This is a genomic window from Neobacillus sp. SM06, assembly GCF_050496765.1.
Taxonomy (GTDB): Bacteria; Bacillota; Bacilli; order Bacillales; family Cytobacillaceae; genus JAEVLT01.
In genome coordinates this window covers 403,206-422,548 of the sequence record NZ_JBNWEO010000013.1, presented here as the reverse complement: position 1 = coordinate 422,548, position 19,343 = coordinate 403,206, and the positions used below count along the sequence as shown (strand labels likewise).

The window sequence follows — 19,343 nt, the reverse complement described above, 5'->3', positions numbered from 1 at the left end:
TGAGAAGTAAAAATGAAACCACCCTGTTTTATCACGCAAACGCCGTAACGCTACGGGCACTTATACCTTAAAAAGTCATGCATATTCCTTAAATTTATCGGCAATATATGGCATAGTAGAAGAAATTGAGACAACCTCTTTTTCCGGATAACGGAGAGCAGTGAGTTTGCCGCCAAAAACGGCACCTGTATCGATGTTGTATGTGTTGTTGATAATCCTTGCGTCTGTTACTGGCGTATGGCCGTAAACAATGGTTGCTTTGCCGCGATAGTTTTTGGCCCAGTCTCTTCTCACGGGAGTTCCGTCCGGATTTTTTTTCCCGGTAATATCTCCATATAGGACAAAGGTTTTGACTTTATTGTTTGCCAAGCCAATATACTCTTCTTTGATTCCGGCATGGGCGATAATCAGTTTTTCATTGTCAAGAACAAGGTAAAGCGGAGCACCTTCATACAGTTCAATGAATTGCTGGCGGATTTTTGGTTGTTTTTGCTTGCCAAGAGCTTCAAATTCAGCTACAGTAGTTTCTAACCCATGGGTCACTTGCACTTTATTACCAATCAGGAATCGATAGAATTTGTTGCAATGATTTCCAGGTGTGTAAAAAGCCTTTTTTTGCTCAATGACGAGCCTCCAGACAATTTCGACTGTTTTCAGTGATTCCGGGCCGCGGTCCGTAAGATCGCCAACAAAGCCGAGCACCCGATTCTCTGGATGGAGCGGAATGCCCGTTTCCCAGCTATACCCAAGTTTCTGCGTTAATTGTTGAAATTCCGGCAAACAGCCGTGTATATCTCCGATGATATCAATGTTCAACTGTAAACCTCCTATTGAAATTTTTCCGTAATAAAATTTCACTGCATTTCGGTAAATAAACAAGAAAGAAAGGAGAATGGCTTTGCAGCAACATGCATCCGTAATTTCCTTGTTAATTGTTGTGACAACTGCATTCCTGACACCGATTATTCTACACCGTTTAAAGTTAAATTATATCCCTGTTGTTGTCGCTGAGATCATTATGGGACTGATTATTGGCAAAAGCGGCTTTGATCTTGTGCAAAAAGACATTTGGATCCAAACCCTTTCGACGTTAGGCTTTATCTTTTTAATGTTTTTAAGCGGCTTGGAAATTGACTTTTCAGCGTTTAGCGGCAAGAAAAAACGTGAATTACTGTCAAACGGCAAACAAGAACCCAATTCGTTTATGGTGTCCTCGGTTATTTTTGGCGGTATATTTCTTCTTTCATTGGGACTGTCGTATTTGTTTGTCTGGGCAGGCTTTATCGAAAGCGCCTTTTTAATGACGATGATTATTTCCACCATTTCCTTGGGAGTGGTTGTACCAACATTGAAGGAAGCCCATTTGATGAAGACAGGGATTGGCCAAATTATCCTGCTGGTTGCCGTGATTGCCGATTTGGCAACAATGATTTTATTAGCGTTTTTTGTTTCCTTGCGCGAAGGCGGACAAGGAAAAACCTGGCTATTGTTAATTCTTTTCGCAGCGGGAATCGCCCTTTATTTTATCGGGCGAAGATTTAAAAACCGCAGCTTTATTGAAGCATTGTCAACAGGGACTGTGCAAATCGGAACAAGAGCCGTTTTTACTCTTATTATTGTTCTCGTTGGTTTATCGGAAACCGTTGGTGCCGAGAATATATTGGGAGCGTTTCTCGCCGGTGTACTTGTTTCATTGTTGTCACCGAATCAGGAGCTTGTCCATAAACTTGATTCGTTCGGCTACGGATTTTTGATCCCGATTTTCTTTGTCATGGTCGGGGTCGATCTTAATCTTTGGTCGCTTTTAAGTGATAAAAAATTGCTTCTGCTGATTCCGTTGTTGTTAGTAGGTTTATTGCTATCCAAATTACTGCCGGTTTATCTGTTGAAACTTTGGTATGATACGAAAACGGTGCTGGCTTCTGGATTTTTGCTGACATCCACTCTGTCGCTTGTGATTGCAGCGGCAACGATTGGGGAAAGGATGGAAATCATTTCGGCGCAAATGGGAGGTACGTTGATTCTCGTTGCCGTTATCACCTCCATTTTTACGCCAATTGTCTTTAAAAAACTTTTCCCGAGGGAGGAGGCCGCCAATCGAAAAATAAAAGTTGTTTTTTTTGGAGCAAACCAGGTGACAATGCCGGTTTCAAGAGAATTGAAGTCCGGTCTCTATGAACCGATTTTGTACCATACACGAATCGAAAAATCAGATAAGCAAATTGCCGACTCTTTGTTTGAAATCAGGGAAATTCCAGATTACTCGCCGGAAACGATCGAAAAAACGGAAGTGTTTACGGCTGATGTTGTTGTGATTTCAACAGGGGATGAAGAAGAAAATGCGACTTTGGCGATGGCAGTCAAAGAAAGAGGAATTGAGCGGGTGATTGCCAGAATTGAAAGTCCGGATTTAGAAGAGAGCCTGCGCGAGCACAATATCGAAGTATTCTCTGTGTTTATGTCAACGAAAGCGCTGCTTCGTGCCTTAATCGAATCGCCGAAAGTGATCAATATTTTGACCAATCAGGAAGCATCCTTATATGAGATCAGCATGCAAAATGCACAATTTGCAGGAATGACATTAAGAAAATTCCCATTTACAGGTGATATCATTTTCGTGAGGATATTCCGCGGAAAGGATTCGCTTGTGCCTCATGGCGATACGGAGCTGGAGCTTAATGACCGCTTGATTGTCACTGGTTCAAAAGAATATGTGGATCAGTTGAAACGCGAACTTGAATTTTGCGAGGTTTGTTAATCGCGGTAAACACTTTTCATTTAAGATGCAATAGTGTAAAATTAGTACCAAGTACTAATAACTTGTGATAACAGGAGGATTTTCAAATGAATGTATCATTAGATGGAAAAACATTTGTTGTAATGGGTGTAGCCAATAAGCGCAGCATTGCGTGGGGAATTGCCCGCTCCCTTCATCAGGCGGGTGCCCGGCTTATTTTTACATATGCAGGTGAAAGACTTGAAAGCAGTGTCCGTGAGCTTGCCGATTCGCTGGAAGCAGAAAACACGCTTGTTCTCCCATGTGACGTAACGAAAGATGAAGAGATTGCCAAATGCTTTGCGTCCATCAAAGAGGAAGTCGGCGTGATTCATGGAATCGCACACTGCATTGCGTTCGCGAATAAAGAAGAGCTTCAAGGCGAGTATTTGAATACAACAAGAGATGGCTTTCTGCTTGCCCAAAATATCAGTTCGTACTCGTTAACAGCGGTTGTGAAAGAAGCGCGCACCCTAATGACGGAAGGCGGCAGCATTGTGACGTTAACCTATCTTGGCGGCGAACGCGCAATCAAAAACTACAATGTGATGGGCGTGGCCAAGGCTTCCCTTGATGCAAGTGTCCGCTATCTTGCCGCCGATCTCGGCAAAGAAAACATTCGGGTTAATTCTATTTCTGCCGGCCCGATTCGGACATTATCGGCAAAAGGGGTTAGCGATTTTAACTCGATTTTGAAAGAGATAGAAGAAAAAGCACCATTAAGACGGACGACAACACCTGAAGAAGTCGGCGATACTGCTGTGTTCCTATTCAGCGATCTTTCCCGCGGCATCACTGGCGAAAATATTCATGTGGATTCCGGATTTCATATTTTATAATTTTAAAAAAACAGCCTGTCCCGATCATGGGGGCAGGCTGTTTTTTATGCGTTATTTTCAACACCATCGACTTTATGCATACAAATAATAGGAAGGCAGAGAAACTTTTTGAAAAAGAGGTGAGGGAGATATGCCAAAGGAAAAATTAAAAACGAAGCCTTTATTGTTTATTCGGCAGCCGGAGTTTGAAGTAAATCATTTTCAAATGCAACAGAGCTACCGATTTAAAGTTGACGACCAGGAAAATACGCTGAAAAGATATGATGAAGCTGATTTTAAAGAGGAAATTTTAATCGAAAAACAGCGGCCGAACAATGACGTAAAGCAACCGCAGGCAGCAGTCAGTGTTGAGCAGAAGGAAGAACGAATTGTTGAACGGCCGGTTGTTGAACAAAGCTTTATAGAAAAAGAAAATCATCAGGCGATTCGTGACGAAATCCTTTCTGGTAATAATGAGCGCAATGCGGGTGCACAGGGTAACGGTGAAGCTGCAACAAAATCAGAAATTTCGCGGATGACTGAAGCTGTTGTCCAAGCGGAAATTAGTGAGTTTTCAGATGCAGACAAAGATCTAGCCATGGTAGAGGAAAATCAGGTGGCAAGCGCAGAAGAAACAGATGTTGCGGAATGTGAGGTTGAAGAAGAACACGTATTCAATCAAGCGAATGAAGCAGTAATAGACCTAGACGAGGGCGGGGAAATTTTTGATGAAGCGGATGGAGAAAGTGAAGCAGACCATGAATCTGATTTAGGAGGAATGGGGGACGAAATGGGAAGTGAAGAGTCTGCTGCTGAAAATCTAACTAGCCAAACTGAACAGTTGGATGAACTTAGAGCGCTGATTACAAGATTAGCACGTTATCCAAATGTAATCGAAAGGCCAATATGTGAAGCTGTTCTTAATGGGAAAAAAGTAAATTTGCAGGTATTGAGCAAACGAGGAGATCTCGTCAAAGTCAAGGTTGCCAGGACAATCAAAAAAATTCCCATTACTGAATTTGAGCAGCTTTCGATTTTGCCTTCATGGAAGGGACTTTAAAAAACGCTTTAAAAGCGTTTTTTCTTTTTTAATTGATTCATTCGTACAAGCTAAATTTTAACACTTTCATAAATATAGTAGGGAAGAGAGCAAATCGCTTCTTTTTCCGCTATAACAACAAAAAAAGAGGGGGCTTGTTTTGACCCCCTTCGTTTCTCTCTATATTTCGATTGGCGGAAGGCATGTGACTGCACAGAAGCAATTAAGATCGACTGTAATGCAGGCGCCTGTTCCTACCAATGTTGCCCCGGTAAGAGCTGTGAAAATAGCTGGAAGATCAAGAGCTCCCGTTGCATCAAGTGGTGTTGGTAAGCTTAAAAGCTCAAGGGTGGCGCAGCATGTTTCGGGATCGACTTCGACAACTCGGAAAATAGTTGAAATAGGGAAAGTAAAGGTAGCGGTGAGCGGAACTCTTAATGCGCCAAACCCGATATATGGCAGACAAGTGTCCTTACAGGTTAAAATAACTGGAATGGTGTTGGTGCCCCCGGTCGTTACCCCGCCAACTAGTTCTTGAATTGCACGGTTACAGCTTGTGGAACAGCCATTGTCAACACGGTCTTGTGCTTCAACGATCGCAAGTAAAGTATCACATACACAATTGCTTGTGTAAAATTCAGTACCGCAACTCATGGTTTATCCTCCTTATAGTTAAGATTATTTTCATTTACAGATTATGAAGAAAGTGGAGAGATGGGAATAAGCAAAGTGCCCAACTTTTGGTTATTTTCCTTAACTGACGAGCCTTGATTGCAACAGTACAAAACAAGAGGTGAGAGGTTGTGTTTTCCGCAGATTTCTGGGAGATTCTGATTCTGGGGTTAGCATCGTTCCGATTAACAAGATTACTGGTTTTTGATAAAATTAGCGGATTTTTGCGGAGGCCTTTTTTCGACGAGCTTAGTGAGGTAAACGAAGCAGGCGAAACAGAGGTTTATTATGTTCCAAAATCATCCGGCATCAAGAAGTTTTTCGGAGAACTGCTGAGCTGTTACTGGTGCACGGGAATTTGGGCAAGTACATTTTTGGTTTTGCTTTATTGGCTGTTCCCGGTTGCCGGTGACGTCGTCATTGTCATCCTCGCTGTTGCAGCGGTCGGATCCATTCTTGAATTGTTTGTCTCCAACATGCTAGGCAACTAAAATGAGCAAGGTTTTGTTTGCTTCATATAGTATGGAGAATCAATTTTTCAAAGGAGCGATGAAGATGTATCGGCAAAAAAAGGCAGCACAGCCTGCGGCAAAACAAGTGATTAAGCAAGAACAAACCAAAGTTAAAAAAGGATGCGGCTGTGGCAAGCGGAAAAAAAACATGTGAAAACCTGTCGCTGTTTAAAAAAGTATGCAGCAGCGATAAAAAGATTGGCTGTTCCCCAGCAGCCAATCTTTTTATTTTAGGTATTAGTCGAGAACCCTCGTGACTTCAGTCATGGGTTGTTGACATGTAAATCTTTGAGCATGTCCAAAAAGTGTGCGGCATATTGGCTAGGGGTAAAATGTAGCTGAATTTGGTTAAGGGCGGTCTGACTCAAGCGGGTTCTTTCGGCTGAGTTTGACAGCAATTCGCGAGCTTCCATCACCGCTGTATCCAGATCGTCTTGCGGAAAAATTTTACCAGAAAAGTTGTGTGTGACGATGTTTAAAATTCCGTCAGAATTCGAACAAAGAACGGGGCAGCGGCAGCTCATTGCCTCAAGAACAGCATAGCCAAAGCCTTCCACCCTTGAGGTAGAGCAAAGGAATCCTCCTGAATGGCCAATCTGCGAATAATAATAGGGCATTTGTTTATGTGGAAGATTTTTATAGATTTTAAGTTTGTCAGTTAATTGGAGTTCTTCCACCTTTTTTGCAAAATGGGTACGCTCGCTTGCTGCAGAAAAAGAATCATCCTCAAACATCCATAATTCAAGCTTGGGGTTTAATGAGAGGAGCCGGGCGCCAATCTCGAGAAAGGCTTCCCAATTTTTATTTTTTTCGATCCGGCCAACCCAGCCAATGATGGGCTGTGGATGTTTAGTATTTGGCTTGTATTTAAAAATCTTTGTCGCGATACAGTTGGGAAACGAAAATTTTTTCATATCGGGGTAGTATTTATCGATTAATTGAATTAAGTGAGGAGTTTTGGGATAAAGCAGGGCATCTGCATTGGAGCGAATGGTGGTTTGGGCAGATTGAAGCCAGTTGTCGGCTTGCTGGTAACTTCCAAGACCTTGGACTTCGTATAGGATCACGCCTTTGTATCCGAAGTCCCTCGCTTTTTTTGTAAATAAATGATCAGAACAAACGATGATGGCCGCGTAATTCCCCTCCGTTAAAATCTGGCGGATTTCTTCATCGGAATGGGTGATAAATGTTTTTTCGCGTTTGATATTTTGCAGGCCGGGGCCTTTTGCGTAATACAGAAAGTGAAACTTTATTCCATACGGTTTTAAAGCAAGACTTCGTTGGCGGGCAAGCGTTTCAACTCCTCCGCTTGGATAATAGTAAACGAATAAAATATTCATGGGGTTGTCCCTCCTTAACGGATTCACATGCAGTATATGAAAAACAGACAGAAAATTCTTGTGAAAAAACAGAATTGGACTCACTCATGTTCTTTTCGTTTCATAAGGTAAAATGAAGTTTTTAGCACGTATGTTAACTGGAGGAGGGAACGCCATTGGCGGTTTTAGTAACCGGGGGCTGCGGTTTTATTGGTTCCCATATTGTTGATCAACTGGCTGAAAAAAATGTTGACGTGGTTATTTTAGATAATTTATCATCTGGATCAAAGGAAAATATCAAAGCTGATGATTTTCCGGTGTATGTAATGGATTTGCTGGATCCGCGAATCGAAGAGATTTTTCGCCATCACTCTATTCATACCATTATCCACCAAGCTGCCCAAGCAAGTGTCCCGCAATCGATTCGATCCCCCTATGAAGATGGAGCGGTTAATATTGGCGGAACGATCAGACTCGTTGAACTGGCCAAAAAATACGAAGCGAAAAAAATGGTTTTTGCGTCCTCATCTGCTGTTTATGGCACCCCTTTGTTTTTGCCGATTCCATCCGATCATGCTGCAAACCCTCTATCCCCATATGGACTTTCAAAATTAACCGCCGAAAAGTATTTGCAGCTTGCCGCTCTGTTGTATGAAATTCCCTCTACCATTTTGCGGTACGCCAATGTCTATGGCCCGCGGCAAAACGCTGCAGGCGAAGGCGGGGTGACAGCCATTTTTGCCAAAGCATTTGTTTGCGGCACCGCACCGATTATTTTCGGCGATGGCCATCAGACGAGGGACTTTATTTTTGTCGAAGATGTAGCCCGTGCAAATCTCGCCGCTTTAGAAAATGGAACTGGAGAAGTGCTGAACGTTTCAACCGGAGTTGAAACGAGCATCAATGAACTGTTTGAACGGATGCAGACCATCCAATCTTCCTCTCTTAAGCCGATTTATTTAGCGGAAAGACAGGGCGATATTAAGCGAAGCGTGCTTTGCAATAAAAAAACAAAAACAGTCCTGCAATGGACACCGCACACTTCATTGGAAGAGGGGCTTGCGAAAACTCTCGAATATTATCAACGAAGAAAATAGCAGCATATATTTGTTTTTAAAACAGGCTGTACTCCTATGGAATTTGTCCAAACCGTTTAGAGCAATCGTCATATAAAAATAGTGAGCTGTTGAATACGGCTGAGAAATAGACGGAAAGGGGATAAAACATGCAAAGAGGAAATCGATCACTAAGGAGATACTTGCTTGATCTCATGCTGGCAGGAACGGTTATTACCCAAGTGTATGTGTTACAGACACAAATTCCTGGTGAGCCTGCGTTAACAGGCGTAAGAGTGATAGATCTTGAGGGGGATTATGTAAGATTTGAATTTGTTGCCTCCCCGGGAGCCGGAACGGTTCTTGTCGTTCTTGATAAAATTGTTGCCATTGAAGAGTAAATTTATTACTTACGGAAAGAGCTTTTTTCAGCTCTTTCCGATTTTTTTAAGAAAAAAAGAGGGATCAAACGGTGCTAAAAATCTTGTTTCTGACGAAAAGTTTTTTGCAGCGGGTTGAAAAGAGCTCCTATTATTTGGAGTTGGAATTGAAAAGGCAGGCGCAAGTGCTTGCCCTTGATCGAGATGGGGACATTTCAGAGATTCTTCAAGGGATAAGCTTTACACCCGATTTTATTTTGATAAATGACTTTAAACCCGATTATTCCCCAAGAGTGTACGGTTTTCCGAAGCTTTCGATGCCATACGGCGCGATTATGCATGACTTAAAATATAAAATATTTGAACGTGGTCGATTTTTTGAAAGGGAAAATATCCGCCATATTTTTACGGTTTACCGGGAAGCCAGCTTCAAGTGGTTTCCACAGTTTGCCGACCGGTTCATTTGGTTCCCACATCATGTCCCGCATGAGATTTTTAAAGATTACAAGTTGGAAAAACAAATTAATTGGCTGATGACCGGGGCGATGTTCAAACATCTTTACCCAGCTAGGGCGAAAATGCTTGAAATCATGAGGAACGAACCAGGTTTCGTCTATCATCCGCACCCGGGTTATAAAAATCTTGCGGACGCAAGTGCCGGTGTGCTTGTTGGCGAGGACTATGCCAGAGAAATTAATCGGGCAAAAATGCAGATTACCTGCGATTCGAACGATCATTTTCCAGTGATGAAATATTTTGAAACGACGGCGTGCAACACACTGCTTCTGGCAACACCGTCTCAAGAGCTGGTGGATCTTGGTTTTGTTGATGGAATAACGTTTGTTGCCGTCGAGCCAACGACAATTTATGAAAAAGCGTACTACTATTTGCACCATGAGAAAGAACGGCTGAAGATTGCCAAACAAGGGTATGAGATGGTTCGTGAACGACACTCCACCGAAATAAGAGTAAGCGAATTACTTGATAAAATACAGGAAATCATTTCTAGCCATAAAACATCCTCGAATTCCTAAAGGGTCGAGGATGTTTCATGGATGGCTAATACCCGAACTCCAAACCGTATTGATTGCGGAAGAAATTGGCTTCCTTTTCCAGTTCTTCTTTTAGGCGAAGGTTTGAGCTTGGAACGGGAATTGGTTTGTGAATTGCTTCCGCTTTAGTGACGACGACTGTTTCATTCCAGCCGAAGCGGCGAAGTTCCAGAAACAATGACGCATCATCCCTAATATAAATGGGCGGAATCGAAATGGATTCCGAAAGAGCGGAGCGGCATAAGGCCATGCAACCGATTGGCCCCCAGTCGGTCACATCGTATTTGCCTTTTATTTCGGTTAATTCCTGACGATACAATGTTTGATCCTTGATTGTGAACTTCGAGCCGGCAAATTGAATCTTGCCATCCCGCCCTCGCACAATGCCCGTGAAAACATTGTGATTTGGATACTGCTCCATTGCTTCAAGAATAGTTTCAAGCCAGTTTGGCATTAATTGCATATCATCATCAAGTGAAACAACCACATCAAATTTGCGCTTGACTTGTTCAAACATCAGCCGTCGAGCTCCGGCTGCGCCGGATTTTTTAGAATTTAGAAGTCCTGTATCATTGTAAACGACTAGTTCAATGTCCCTTCGTTGGTGCTTGTTTAAAATTGCAAAAAGAGATTTGATAAGCGGTTTTGCATGATCATTGTAAATATACAGGTGAAAGGGAGACGGAATGTCTTTGCAGAGATGCTCAACTATCCAATAGAGAACCGGCTCTCTTCCGGCCGTGGTAGGAATCATAAAACAAACAGACGGGTTCAATCCATTCACTCCTTAAATCTTTTTGAAAGTAGTTCGTCATCCTAAATGATGGGAGTCCCACCATATCATATGAACCATTTGAATCAAGCGTATAGGTTTTGATGAACCATTTTAAAATTGCTACATATTGTAAAAGTGTACAGTCGTTAGTCAAGCTCTACCTTGTTTGTCTTAATGGAGCCAGGAAGAATGGGTAGAACATGCTAGATGATGGAGGAAGTTATGAAAATATTATTTGTTTTTTATGTGCCGAGCGGCGGGCTTGAGACCTTGAATCGTCAGCGGCGGGCCGCTCTTAAAGAACACCAATGCGAATTTCTTTATTACAGGCAAGAACGATCGTTAATCAATGATCATGGAGCACCCGTTTATATTACGAATGAGGATGAGCGGATCAAACAGATTTTGGATGAAGGGAGCTACGACTTAGTTGTGGTTACATCAGATGTTGGCACAATGCCGCGCTTTCGGAAATTAGGCTATAAAGGGAAATTTATTTATGAAATTCAAGGTTTTGGAGCTAAAGAGTATGCACGAAGGGTGCTGACTCATGCAAAACCGATGATTGTCCAGCATGCCAATGGGCTGTTAACACCACGAACGCCATATGTAATGGAAATCTTTAATGACCTGTTTCCAACGATTCCAAAATACAATTTTAATAATTGCCTTGACTGGCCGATGTATGCTTACAAACCGCTGCCAAAACACCCAAGGCCCATTATAGGATGGATTGGGAGAATTGAAGATAACAAGAATTGGAGCGAGTTTCTTAAAATTGGCCAAAAGCTGATCCAAGATCATCCGGCAATAGAACTTTATATGTTCGAGGATCCGACGCTGTCGACTACAGCAGAGCGTGAAAAATTCCAAGCATTGATCAAGGAACTTAATGTAGAAAATCATTTGACTATTTTCGAAAATGTGCCAAATAGTGAAATGAGAGATTATTTTTCAAAAATCGGCGATTCTGGCGGGTTCTTCTGCATGACTTCAAAGACTGAGGGTGCACCTTATTCACCGCTAGAGGCAATGGCCAGCCGCTGCCCTGTGCTGACAACCGATTGTTATGGTGTACGTACAGCGGTCACTCATAATCAGACCGGCAAATACTATCAAATTGGCAATATTGATGATGCGGTAAAAGAGGCGAAAGAGCTCATGAGCAATTTGCCCTTAAGAGAGAAAATCAGACAACAGGCTTTAACCCATGTTCAAACCAATTTCAGTCTTGAACGATACCATATGAATTTTTCAATCATGCTGCAATCTTTGGGCCTTGGAAAAAAATAAAGGAAGGTGAGAAAAGTGGATCAGTTTTATGTCATTGGTGCCCAGCAAAAAAATGGGGTTTTTAATGACTGGGAGCAATATGAAAAAGGCTTGATTTTAAAAGTTTCACCTAAGCAAAACACGGCAAAAACATGCGTCAAATATGTTTCCCCGCCTGAAGTCCTTCCAAATACGAATCCTTCCATCTCATTTACTGCGGGAACAATGGAACAAAACCTTCTCTATGTGGGAACAAATACCGAGATACTCGTATTTAGACTGCCTGATTTTCAAAGGATGGGGTATGTAACCTTACCTTGTTTTAATGACATTCATCATGTTCGACCCACCAAGTCGGGAAATTTCCTTATTGTAAATACTGGCTTGGACATGGTGCTAGAAGTCTCCCCAAAGGCCGAAATCAAAAAGGAGTGGTCTGTAACCGGGATGGAACCATGGGAAAAATTTTCCCGGGCGATTGACTATCGAAAAATCGCAACGACTAAACCACATCATTCCCATCCAAACTTTGTTTTTCAACTGGGCGAAGATGTTTGGGCAACACGCTGCCTGCAGAAAGACGCGATTTGTTTAACAAAGCCGGGAAAAAAAATCGATATTGGCGGAGATCTTATTCATGATGGAGTCGTTTTCGGAAATTTCCTTTACTTTACGCAAGTAACCGGGAAAGTGGTGATGGTCGATCGTCAAACTCTAAAAGTTAGCAAGATTTTAGATTTAAATAAGCTGACGCCTTCAGGAAAACATCTGGGCTGGTGCCGGGGAATCAAAGTATTGGATGATGAAAGCGTGATCGTTGGTTTTACAAGAATTCGGCCATCGAAAAAGCTTCAGGCAGACGGTACGATGAAGTGGGAGGGGCAGTACGGAACAATGCCAACAAGAATTGCCTGCTACAATTTAAGACTTGAAAAGCTGCTTTGGGAACAAGAATTGGAGGAATATGGGATGAATGCGATTTATTCCATCCATTCGGCAACGCCCGGTGAGCAAAGATGAACCCGAAAGTGTCCATTATTATTCCATTTTACAATTGTCCATATGTTGATCAAGCCATTCAGAGCGCTTTGGAACAAACTTACCCAAATACGGAAATCATCGTGGTAGATGACGGTTCAACTGACTTTGTGGATAAAATTCGCCCGTTTCGGGACAAACTTACTTATCTCAGAAAGGAAAATGGCGGGACAGCTACCGCTTTAAATGATGGGATTGCTGCAGCAACGGGTGAATACATTGCCTGGCTTAGTTCTGATGATCTGTTTGTTCCGGAAAAACTTTCAAAGCAAATGGAATTTATGCAAAACAACAAAGCAGAAATCAGCTTTACAAACTATCATGTTATAAATCAACATAACGAAATTGTGATTCCTTTTTGCGGCCGAAAACTGGGGCATATGGCGAATGATATTTATCACGAATTTTTAACCTATAATGTGGTGAATGGCTGTACCGTGATGATTAAAAAGGACATCTTTAAAAAAGTTGGGGAATTCAATCCTAAATTGAAGTACACCCAGGATTACGAGATGTGGTTCCGCTTGCTCCTGAATGGATACGAAATGCACTATTTGGATGAAGCACTGACACATTTCAGACAGCACGCAGCATCAGGCACGTCAAAATTTCGTCCGCAAATGCGCCAGGAAATGAGAGTAATTGAGAAAATCTATCGGCCAAAACTACTCTCGTTTATAAACGCACGAAATCAAAAAAATAGCTTATCGTGATAAGAGAATCAGCATTTATCCACAGGATAAGAGCTGATTTTTTTTTATACAGGCTTGTGAACTAGTCCAACGATTCTGTACGGACATAGGTTATAAGGAGTACACCATAAAGAGAGAAAGAAACGGTTATTAGGAGATGAAACAAGTGAAGATCCTTACAGTTCTAGGAACTCGACCGGAAATTATCAGATTAAGTCTGATTATAAAAAAGCTCGACCAGTATGCGGATCAGCATGTTCTTGTCCATACAGGGCAAAATTTCACGGCAACGCTTAGCGATATTTTTTTCAAAGAACTCAATATCCGCAATCCCGACTACCATATTCACATGGAGCAATTAACGCTTGGCGCACAGCTGGGTACGATATACCGAGAACTTGAGAAAATGATTGAGCATGAGAAAGCGGATAAAATGCTTGTTCTCGGAGATACAAACAGTGCGCTGTCTGCATTATTGGCCGAAAGAATCGGAATTCCCGTCTATCATATGGAAGCTGGCAATCGCTGCTTCGACTTAAACGTACCTGAGGAAAAAAACCGCAAAGTCATCGATGCAGTGTCAACATTCAATTTGCCCTACACCGCAAAAAGCAAGGAGAATCTAGTAAAAGAAGGAATTCCGTCAAAGAAAATTTTTGTCTCCGGCAACCCGATCTATGAGGTATTAACCCATTTTAAAAATGAGATTGCTGCAAGTACGATTTTAAAAGACTTGCAGTTATCGAAACAAAACTACTTTCTTGTCACTGTTCATCGAGCCGAAAATGTTGATTTTGAGAATTCTTTTAAAGAAATTCTTACAGGTTTAAATCTTGTAGCCAGCCATTTTGGATTGCGAATGATTTGCAGTGTTCATCCGCGGACACGCTCCAAGCTCAACTATATGGCCGGGATTTCAATGCATCCCCTTGTCGAATTTCACGAGCCATTCGGCTTTTTTGATTTTGTCAAACTGCAGCAAAATGCATTTTGCGTTATGACTGACAGCGGCACCGTTCAAGAAGAAAGCTGTATTTATCACGTTCCCGCTGTGACGTTGCGCAATAGTACGGAAAGACCGGAAACAGTCGAGGTCGGCAGCAATATTGTTTCAGGTGTGGATGCGGGCAGTATTTTGCGCAGTGTGCAAGTGATGACAAGGGAGCCTAGACAATGGCCATTGCCAGACGGCTATCAAGATTTGAATGTATCGGCAAAAGTAGTCAAATTTATTTTGGGAGGGACGGGTGTTGTTTGAAAATCAAACCATTTTGGTAACAGGAGCTACAGGATCCTGGGGTCATGAACTAGTCAAACAGCTTTTAGAAAAAAATCCAAAGGAAATTCGTATTTTTTCCCGGAATGAATCAAGTCAGGTTGCCATGCTGCGCCAGTTTGCGAATGAAAAACTTGTCTTTATCATCGGCGATGTTAAAGAAAAAGACTGTATCATTGAAGCCTGTGCCGGCGTTGATTACCTCTTTCATTTAGCAGCATTAAAACATGTGCCCGTTTGCGAGGATCAACCGCTGGAAGCGTTAAAAACGAATGTCATCGGAACGCAGAATGTAATAGAGGCTGCAATCAAACATCATGTGAAAAAAGTCGTGTATATTTCGACAGATAAAGCAGCCAACCCATCCAATTTTTATGGATTCACGAAAGCGATGGGCGAAAGGCTGATTATTCATGCGAATATGCTTAAGACGGATACGAAATTTGTTTGTGTCAGAGGAGGGAATGTTTTAGGAACAAATGGCAGCGTCATCCATGTATTTAATGATCAAATAAGGACTAAAAATTTGATTGGGATTACCGATAAGCGAATGACACGGTTTTTCTTAACGCTTGAGGATGCGATTAAATTGCTTTTTAAAGCATCCTATGAAAGTGTCGGCGGAGAAATTTTCGTCATGAAAATGCCCACTTGCAAAATTCTTGACCTTGCAGAAGTATTGATCGAAGCATCCGGAAAAAAAACGGTTAAAATCGTCGAGCTGGGAATCCGTCCGGGCGAAAAATTGCATGAAATTCTTTTTTCCGAATACGAAAGCAAAAATACAATTGTTTTTGATGAAAACTATTACGTCATTTTGCCGACGATCGACATCCCCGGTCTAAGAAAGCACTACAGCGGTTTTTCTTCTGTGAAACTCGAAAGCTACAACTCAAGCGAAGGACTGATGACGAAGCAAGAGCTGAAAGGGCTGTTGATAAAGGGAGGCTTCTTATCATGAGGCTTCTCATTTTAGGCGGCAGTGGAATGGCTGGACACATGATTTTGAATTATTTTCGCAAAAAGAAAGAAATCGAAGTTTTGTTTACAAGCCGAAATAGTCAAGAAAAAGATGCCATTTTTTTAGACGCTGTTCAATTTGACGAGGTTCGCAGATTAATAGAGAAGCTGCGCCCGGATGTTATTGTGAATTGTATTGGACTATTAAATGAACAGGCTGCTCGCCAACTGACCGATGCGATTTGCCTGAATAGTTTACTGCCGCATTTATTAACGGAATTGGCTGACAAATATGGCGGAAAAGTCATGCAGATCAGCACCGATTGTGTATTTGAAGGGACGAAGGGAGGGTATACGGAAACAGATCTTCCAGATGGGGTGTCCGTGTATGCGAAAACAAAATCACTAGGAGAAGTAACAAGCGGACGTCACTTAACGATCCGCACCTCTATTATCGGGCCTGAAAAGAAACAAACTGGAATCGGCTTATTTCACTGGTTTATGCAACAATCCGGAAAAATCAACGGCTATCAAAATGTTTTATGGAATGGGGTCACAACTCTAGAATTGGCAAAGGTAATCGATCAATCCATCACCCTGGACTTGTCCGGCTTGTACCACTTAACGGCTCCTGTAAAAATATCCAAGTATGAATTGCTCCTGCTCCTTCAGAACGTTTTCAAAAAAACGGATGTGGAAATCGTTCCGGACGGCAAAATCGTCCTCGACCGCACCTTAACGGATACAAGAAAAGAACTTCCCGATCCTGTCCCTGATTATCCGGAAATGATTACGGCGTTGTCCAACTGGATGATGAGCAATGGCTAAGCAAAAGAAAATTCTGATAACTGGGGCAAATGGATTTACAGGTCAGCACGCTTGTGCATATTTTTCCGAAAAAAATGTTCAGGTGGTTGGGTTAGGAAGAAGGAAAGCAGAAGGTTCATTTTTGCAATGCGATCTCGGAAATGATCGGGAAGTGATGGACGTGATTGCCTTCGTCCAGCCCGATTTTGTTCTTCACCTTGCCGGGAAAAACAGTGTGGCCGAATCATGGACAAATCCGGCTGAACCGATTCACACAAATGTGATGGGAACCGTTCATTTGCTTGAAGGCATCCGGACAAAGGCACCAAATGCCCGAACGATTGTGGTAGGTTCCACCTTACAAATGCCGTCATTGTCTTCGGATCCGCTCCATCCTTATGCCGTCTCGAAAGCGATGCAAGTCCTTGTTGCAAGAACATGGTATCAGCTTTTTGGCATGAACATCCTCATTGCCAATCCGTCCAACCTAATTGGCCCTGGGTCTTCAACAGGCGTTTGTTCAATCTTTGCCGAAAAAATTGTTGCAATGGAGAATGGTGCGATTCCACCCGTTCTTTCCATTGGGGATGGAGCACAAGTAAGGGATTTTTTGGATGTCCGCGATGCTGTCAGTGCATATGCCCTTTTGTTTGAAAAAGGAAAGCCGGGCGAGCAGTACGATCTTGGAACAGGAACAATGCGAACGGTAAAAACGGTTGCCGAGCAATTTCAAGAACTTGCAAAAGTGAAGTTCACTCTCCAACAGAAAGAAGAATCAACCTCCTTGCAGCCGGGTGGTCCCAATTCGGATCGACTTGAAGCCATCAAAAAGCTTGGCTGGAGCCCCGCATATTCCTTTCGCCAGTCCGCTCGTGATATCATTCAATATTTCCGCAGCAAATATACGAGCGGAGAGGTGTAAACAGTGACGGCGAAAGTATCAATCGTAATTCCGTTTTACAATTGCCCATATATTCAGGAAGCCGTCGAAAGTGCGCTCTCTCAAACCTACCAATCAATCGAAGTCATTGTTGTCGATGACGGTTCAACAATGCATCAGGATCTGCTGAAACCTTATTTGCCTCAAATCCGTTATTTCAGAAAAACAAATGGAGGGACCGCTTCTGCCTTAAATGAAGGCATTCGGAATGCAACGGGAGAGTACTTTTGCTGGCTAAGCTCGGATGATCGGTTTTTGCCTGACAAAATAGAAATGCAACTTGCATACATGCAACAAATGAATGCAGCTGCTTCCCATTCTGCTTTTTATATAATCGACGCATTAGGCAATATCTGTAGTGAAGCGATCGGGCAAACATTTCGAAATAAGCTCTCTTTTTTAAAAAGGATGAGAGGCGGATGCCCGATTAATGGCTGTACGGTAATGCTGAAGATGAAAGTTTTTACAGAAATAGGATATTTTGATGAAAGTCTGCCGTTTACCCACGATTACGATTTCTGGTTAAGGTTGATTCAGCATTACGATTTCCATTTTTTATCTGAGCCGTTGACGGAGTACCGCCATCACAACGAGATGGGTTCAAAAAAATATTTTGAAGAAATTCGAAAAGAGGTTCGAATGGTGAAACAACGGCATGCCGCCAATATGCAAAGTCTGATAAAAAGAACTTTCAGTAAAGAGGTGTAATTGGTGAAAAATCAGCCGCACGGTGGAAAACTGGTTAACTGTTATGGTGAGAAAGAGGAATGCGTCAAGAGGCGAAGTATTGAAATTGACACAACGGCTCTTTCGGACTTAAAATGCCTTGCAAATGGCGCCTTCAGCCCCCTCGATGGCTTTATGAGCGAAATTGATTATGAAAGAGTTGTTTTGCAGATGCGGCTCGCAAATGGGCTGGTGTGGCCGATCCCGGTCACCTTGCCTGTTTCGGAACAGGTTGCTGCAGAAATCACAAAGGGTGAAGAGGTAGTACTGACATACAATCAGCAGGCTGTCGGAAAAATCCATGTCTTGGAGCGGTTTCAGCCTGACAAACAGCTGGAGGCATTAATGGTCTATGGGACAGACGATGAAAATCATCCTGGCGTAAAAAAACTGTTTAATCGCGGCAATGTTTATCTGGGCGGTCCTGTTGAAGTCTGGCGCCAGCCTGAGTGGGAGAGCGAAGAAGCGTTTTGCCTAGAACCGCGGCAAACGCGGCAGATTTTTTCAGAAAAAGGCTGGAAAACAATCGTCGGCTTTCAAACACGCAATCCGGTTCACCGCGCTCACGAATATATTCAGAAAGCGGCATTGGAAACGGTCGATGGCCTTTTGCTTCATCCGCTTGTCGGCGAGACAAAACAGGATGATATCCCTGCAGACATCCGCATTAAAAGCTACCAAGTTTTGCTTGAAAACTATTATCCGAAAGACCGCGTTGTGCTTGCCGGCTATCCAGCGGCAATGAGGTATGCCGGGCCGCGGGAAGCAGTTTTTCATGCGCTTGTCCGCAAAAATTATGGCTGTACCCATTTCATTGTCGGGAGGGATCATGCCGGGGTCGGCCATTACTATGGAACGTATGAGGCCCAGCAAATTTTTGAACGATTTGATCCTGAGGAAATTGGCATCGCCATCTTGAAATTTGAACATTCCTTTTATTGCTATAAATGCGATGGGCTGGTATCCATTAAAACATGTCCGCATACCTTTGAAGACCGGCTCATTTTATCGGGAACGAAGGTACGCGAAATGTTGACAAATGGACAACGGCCACCGAAAGAATTCAGCCGCAAGGAAGTCATCGATGTTCTGATGGACGGGTTAAAACAACAAAGGGAAGCGGGAAACTAAACAAAAGGCAGTTTTGCGAAACTGATCGAGTATCAAACGAATTTGATGGTTGATGAGCTTGAAAGCTATTTGTTTGTGCGATCCGCTTAACAGTTTGGTTATA

20 protein-coding genes are annotated in these 19,343 nt (G+C 42.6%); 16 read left to right on the top strand and 4 right to left on the bottom strand.

Features of this window, described 5'->3' with window-relative positions:
- Positions 1-75: 75 nt before the first annotated feature.
- Positions 76-816, bottom strand: coding sequence for a bis(5'-nucleosyl)-tetraphosphatase PrpE (gene prpE / locus ACQYAD_RS07135; protein ID WP_430236688.1), 741 nt, complete (start codon positions 814-816; stop codon positions 76-78).
- An 82-nt stretch (positions 817-898) separates the two neighbouring features.
- Between prpE and ACQYAD_RS07130 the strand changes: the two genes are divergently transcribed.
- From ACQYAD_RS07130 to ACQYAD_RS07120, 3 genes are all read left to right on the top strand, one after another.
- Positions 899-2,758 carry a monovalent cation:proton antiporter family protein gene (locus ACQYAD_RS07130; protein ID WP_430236687.1) on the top strand — a complete coding sequence of 620 codons (1,860 nt, stop codon included), beginning with the start codon at positions 899-901 and terminating at the stop codon, positions 2,756-2,758.
- 86 nt (positions 2,759-2,844) lie between these two features.
- Entirely contained in the window at positions 2,845-3,615 is a 771-nt protein-coding gene (gene fabI, locus ACQYAD_RS07125) for an enoyl-ACP reductase FabI (protein WP_430236686.1), read from the top strand.
- Between the two features lie 130 nt (positions 3,616-3,745).
- Positions 3,746-4,654, top strand: a complete 909-nt coding sequence (locus ACQYAD_RS07120) for a hypothetical protein (protein WP_430236684.1) — start codon at positions 3,746-3,748, stop codon at positions 4,652-4,654.
- Between the two features lie 159 nt (positions 4,655-4,813).
- Here ACQYAD_RS07120 and ACQYAD_RS07115 read toward each other — a convergent pair whose 3' ends face one another.
- Positions 4,814-5,287, bottom strand: a complete 474-nt coding sequence (locus tag ACQYAD_RS07115; protein ID WP_430236682.1) for a CotY/CotZ family spore coat protein — start codon at positions 5,285-5,287, stop codon at positions 4,814-4,816.
- Positions 5,288-5,436: 149 nt separating this feature from the next.
- On the opposite strand from ACQYAD_RS07115, the gene ACQYAD_RS07110 reads away from it, so the two are divergent.
- Positions 5,437-5,796 (top strand): DUF1360 domain-containing protein, encoded by a 360-nt coding sequence (locus ACQYAD_RS07110; protein ID WP_430236680.1) that lies wholly within the window; start codon positions 5,437-5,439, stop codon positions 5,794-5,796.
- 284 nt (positions 5,797-6,080) lie between these two features.
- Here the strand turns inward: ACQYAD_RS07110 and ACQYAD_RS07105 are convergent, their stop codons facing one another.
- A complete protein-coding gene (locus tag ACQYAD_RS07105) occupies positions 6,081-7,157 on the bottom strand; it encodes a glycosyltransferase family 4 protein (protein ID WP_430236678.1) in 1,077 nt (358 codons plus the stop codon).
- Between the two features lie 155 nt (positions 7,158-7,312).
- Between ACQYAD_RS07105 and ACQYAD_RS07100 the strand changes: the two genes are divergently transcribed.
- The 3 genes from ACQYAD_RS07100 (at position 7,313) to ACQYAD_RS07090 (ending at position 9,605) form a co-directional block, all read left to right on the top strand.
- Positions 7,313-8,233, top strand: a complete 921-nt coding sequence (locus ACQYAD_RS07100) for an NAD-dependent epimerase/dehydratase family protein (RefSeq protein ID WP_430236676.1) — start codon at positions 7,313-7,315, stop codon at positions 8,231-8,233.
- A 128-nt stretch (positions 8,234-8,361) separates the two neighbouring features.
- Entirely contained in the window at positions 8,362-8,592 is a 231-nt protein-coding gene (locus ACQYAD_RS07095) for a hypothetical protein (RefSeq protein WP_430236674.1), read from the top strand.
- Between the two features lie 71 nt (positions 8,593-8,663).
- A complete protein-coding gene (locus ACQYAD_RS07090) occupies positions 8,664-9,605 on the top strand; it encodes a glycosyltransferase (RefSeq protein WP_430236673.1) in 942 nt (313 codons plus the stop codon).
- Positions 9,606-9,630: 25 nt separating this feature from the next.
- Here ACQYAD_RS07090 and ACQYAD_RS07085 read toward each other — a convergent pair whose 3' ends face one another.
- Entirely contained in the window at positions 9,631-10,398 is a 768-nt protein-coding gene (locus ACQYAD_RS07085) for a glycosyltransferase (RefSeq protein WP_430236671.1), read from the bottom strand.
- A gap of 222 nt (positions 10,399-10,620) precedes the next feature.
- On the opposite strand from ACQYAD_RS07085, the gene ACQYAD_RS07080 reads away from it, so the two are divergent.
- The 9 genes from ACQYAD_RS07080 to sat all read left to right on the top strand — a co-directional run bounded on the left by ACQYAD_RS07080 (position 10,621) and on the right by sat (position 19,240).
- Positions 10,621-11,691: a glycosyltransferase family 4 protein gene (locus tag ACQYAD_RS07080; RefSeq protein WP_430236670.1), complete on the top strand. Its 1,071-nt coding sequence runs from the start codon at positions 10,621-10,623 to the stop codon at positions 11,689-11,691.
- 15 nt (positions 11,692-11,706) lie between these two features.
- Positions 11,707-12,690, top strand: coding sequence for a hypothetical protein (locus ACQYAD_RS07075; RefSeq protein WP_430236669.1), 984 nt, complete (start codon positions 11,707-11,709; stop codon positions 12,688-12,690).
- Positions 12,687-13,421, top strand: a complete 735-nt coding sequence (locus ACQYAD_RS07070) for a glycosyltransferase (RefSeq protein WP_430236668.1) — start codon at positions 12,687-12,689, stop codon at positions 13,419-13,421. The genes ACQYAD_RS07075 and ACQYAD_RS07070 overlap by 4 nt, the downstream gene beginning before the upstream one ends.
- Positions 13,422-13,566: 145 nt before the next feature.
- Positions 13,567-14,658, top strand: coding sequence for a non-hydrolyzing UDP-N-acetylglucosamine 2-epimerase (gene wecB, locus ACQYAD_RS07065; RefSeq protein ID WP_430236667.1), 1,092 nt, complete (start codon positions 13,567-13,569; stop codon positions 14,656-14,658).
- Positions 14,651-15,637, top strand: a complete 987-nt coding sequence (locus ACQYAD_RS07060) for a polysaccharide biosynthesis protein (protein ID WP_430236666.1) — start codon at positions 14,651-14,653, stop codon at positions 15,635-15,637. The genes wecB and ACQYAD_RS07060 overlap by 8 nt, the downstream gene beginning before the upstream one ends.
- Positions 15,634-16,464, top strand: coding sequence for a dTDP-4-dehydrorhamnose reductase family protein (locus tag ACQYAD_RS07055; protein WP_430236665.1), 831 nt, complete (start codon positions 15,634-15,636; stop codon positions 16,462-16,464). The genes ACQYAD_RS07060 and ACQYAD_RS07055 overlap by 4 nt, the downstream gene beginning before the upstream one ends.
- Positions 16,457-17,365 (top strand): NAD-dependent epimerase/dehydratase family protein, encoded by a 909-nt coding sequence (locus ACQYAD_RS07050; RefSeq protein ID WP_430236663.1) that lies wholly within the window; start codon positions 16,457-16,459, stop codon positions 17,363-17,365. Before ACQYAD_RS07055 ends, ACQYAD_RS07050 begins: the two co-directional genes overlap by 8 nt.
- A gap of 3 nt (positions 17,366-17,368) precedes the next feature.
- On the top strand, positions 17,369-18,091 hold the full coding sequence (locus ACQYAD_RS07045; protein WP_430236662.1) for a glycosyltransferase: 723 nt from the start codon (positions 17,369-17,371) through the stop codon (positions 18,089-18,091).
- Between the two features lie 3 nt (positions 18,092-18,094).
- Entirely contained in the window at positions 18,095-19,240 is a 1,146-nt protein-coding gene (gene sat, locus ACQYAD_RS07040) for a sulfate adenylyltransferase (RefSeq protein WP_430236660.1), read from the top strand.
- The last annotated feature ends 103 nt before the right edge of the window (positions 19,241-19,343 follow it).

Bases quoted from the DNA above. Each gene is read 5' to 3' on its own strand.
- fabI (WP_430236686.1), top strand. From the start codon at position 2,845: ATGAATGTATCATTAGATGGAAAAACATTTGTTGTAATGGGTGTAGCC.
- ACQYAD_RS07120 (WP_430236684.1), top strand. From the start codon at position 3,746: ATGCCAAAGGAAAAATTAAAAACGAAGCCTTTATTGTTTATTCGGCAG.
- ACQYAD_RS07115 (WP_430236682.1), bottom strand. From the start codon at position 5,287: ATGAGTTGCGGTACTGAATTTTACACAAGCAATTGTGTATGTGATACT.
- ACQYAD_RS07105 (WP_430236678.1), bottom strand. From the start codon at position 7,157: ATGAATATTTTATTCGTTTACTATTATCCAAGCGGAGGAGTTGAAACG.
- ACQYAD_RS07095 (WP_430236674.1), top strand. From the start codon at position 8,362: ATGCAAAGAGGAAATCGATCACTAAGGAGATACTTGCTTGATCTCATG.
- ACQYAD_RS07080 (WP_430236670.1), top strand. From the start codon at position 10,621: ATGAAAATATTATTTGTTTTTTATGTGCCGAGCGGCGGGCTTGAGACC.
- ACQYAD_RS07070 (WP_430236668.1), top strand. From the start codon at position 12,687: ATGAACCCGAAAGTGTCCATTATTATTCCATTTTACAATTGTCCATAT.
- ACQYAD_RS07055 (WP_430236665.1), top strand. From the start codon at position 15,634: ATGAGGCTTCTCATTTTAGGCGGCAGTGGAATGGCTGGACACATGATT.
- ACQYAD_RS07050 (WP_430236663.1), top strand. From the start codon at position 16,457: ATGGCTAAGCAAAAGAAAATTCTGATAACTGGGGCAAATGGATTTACA.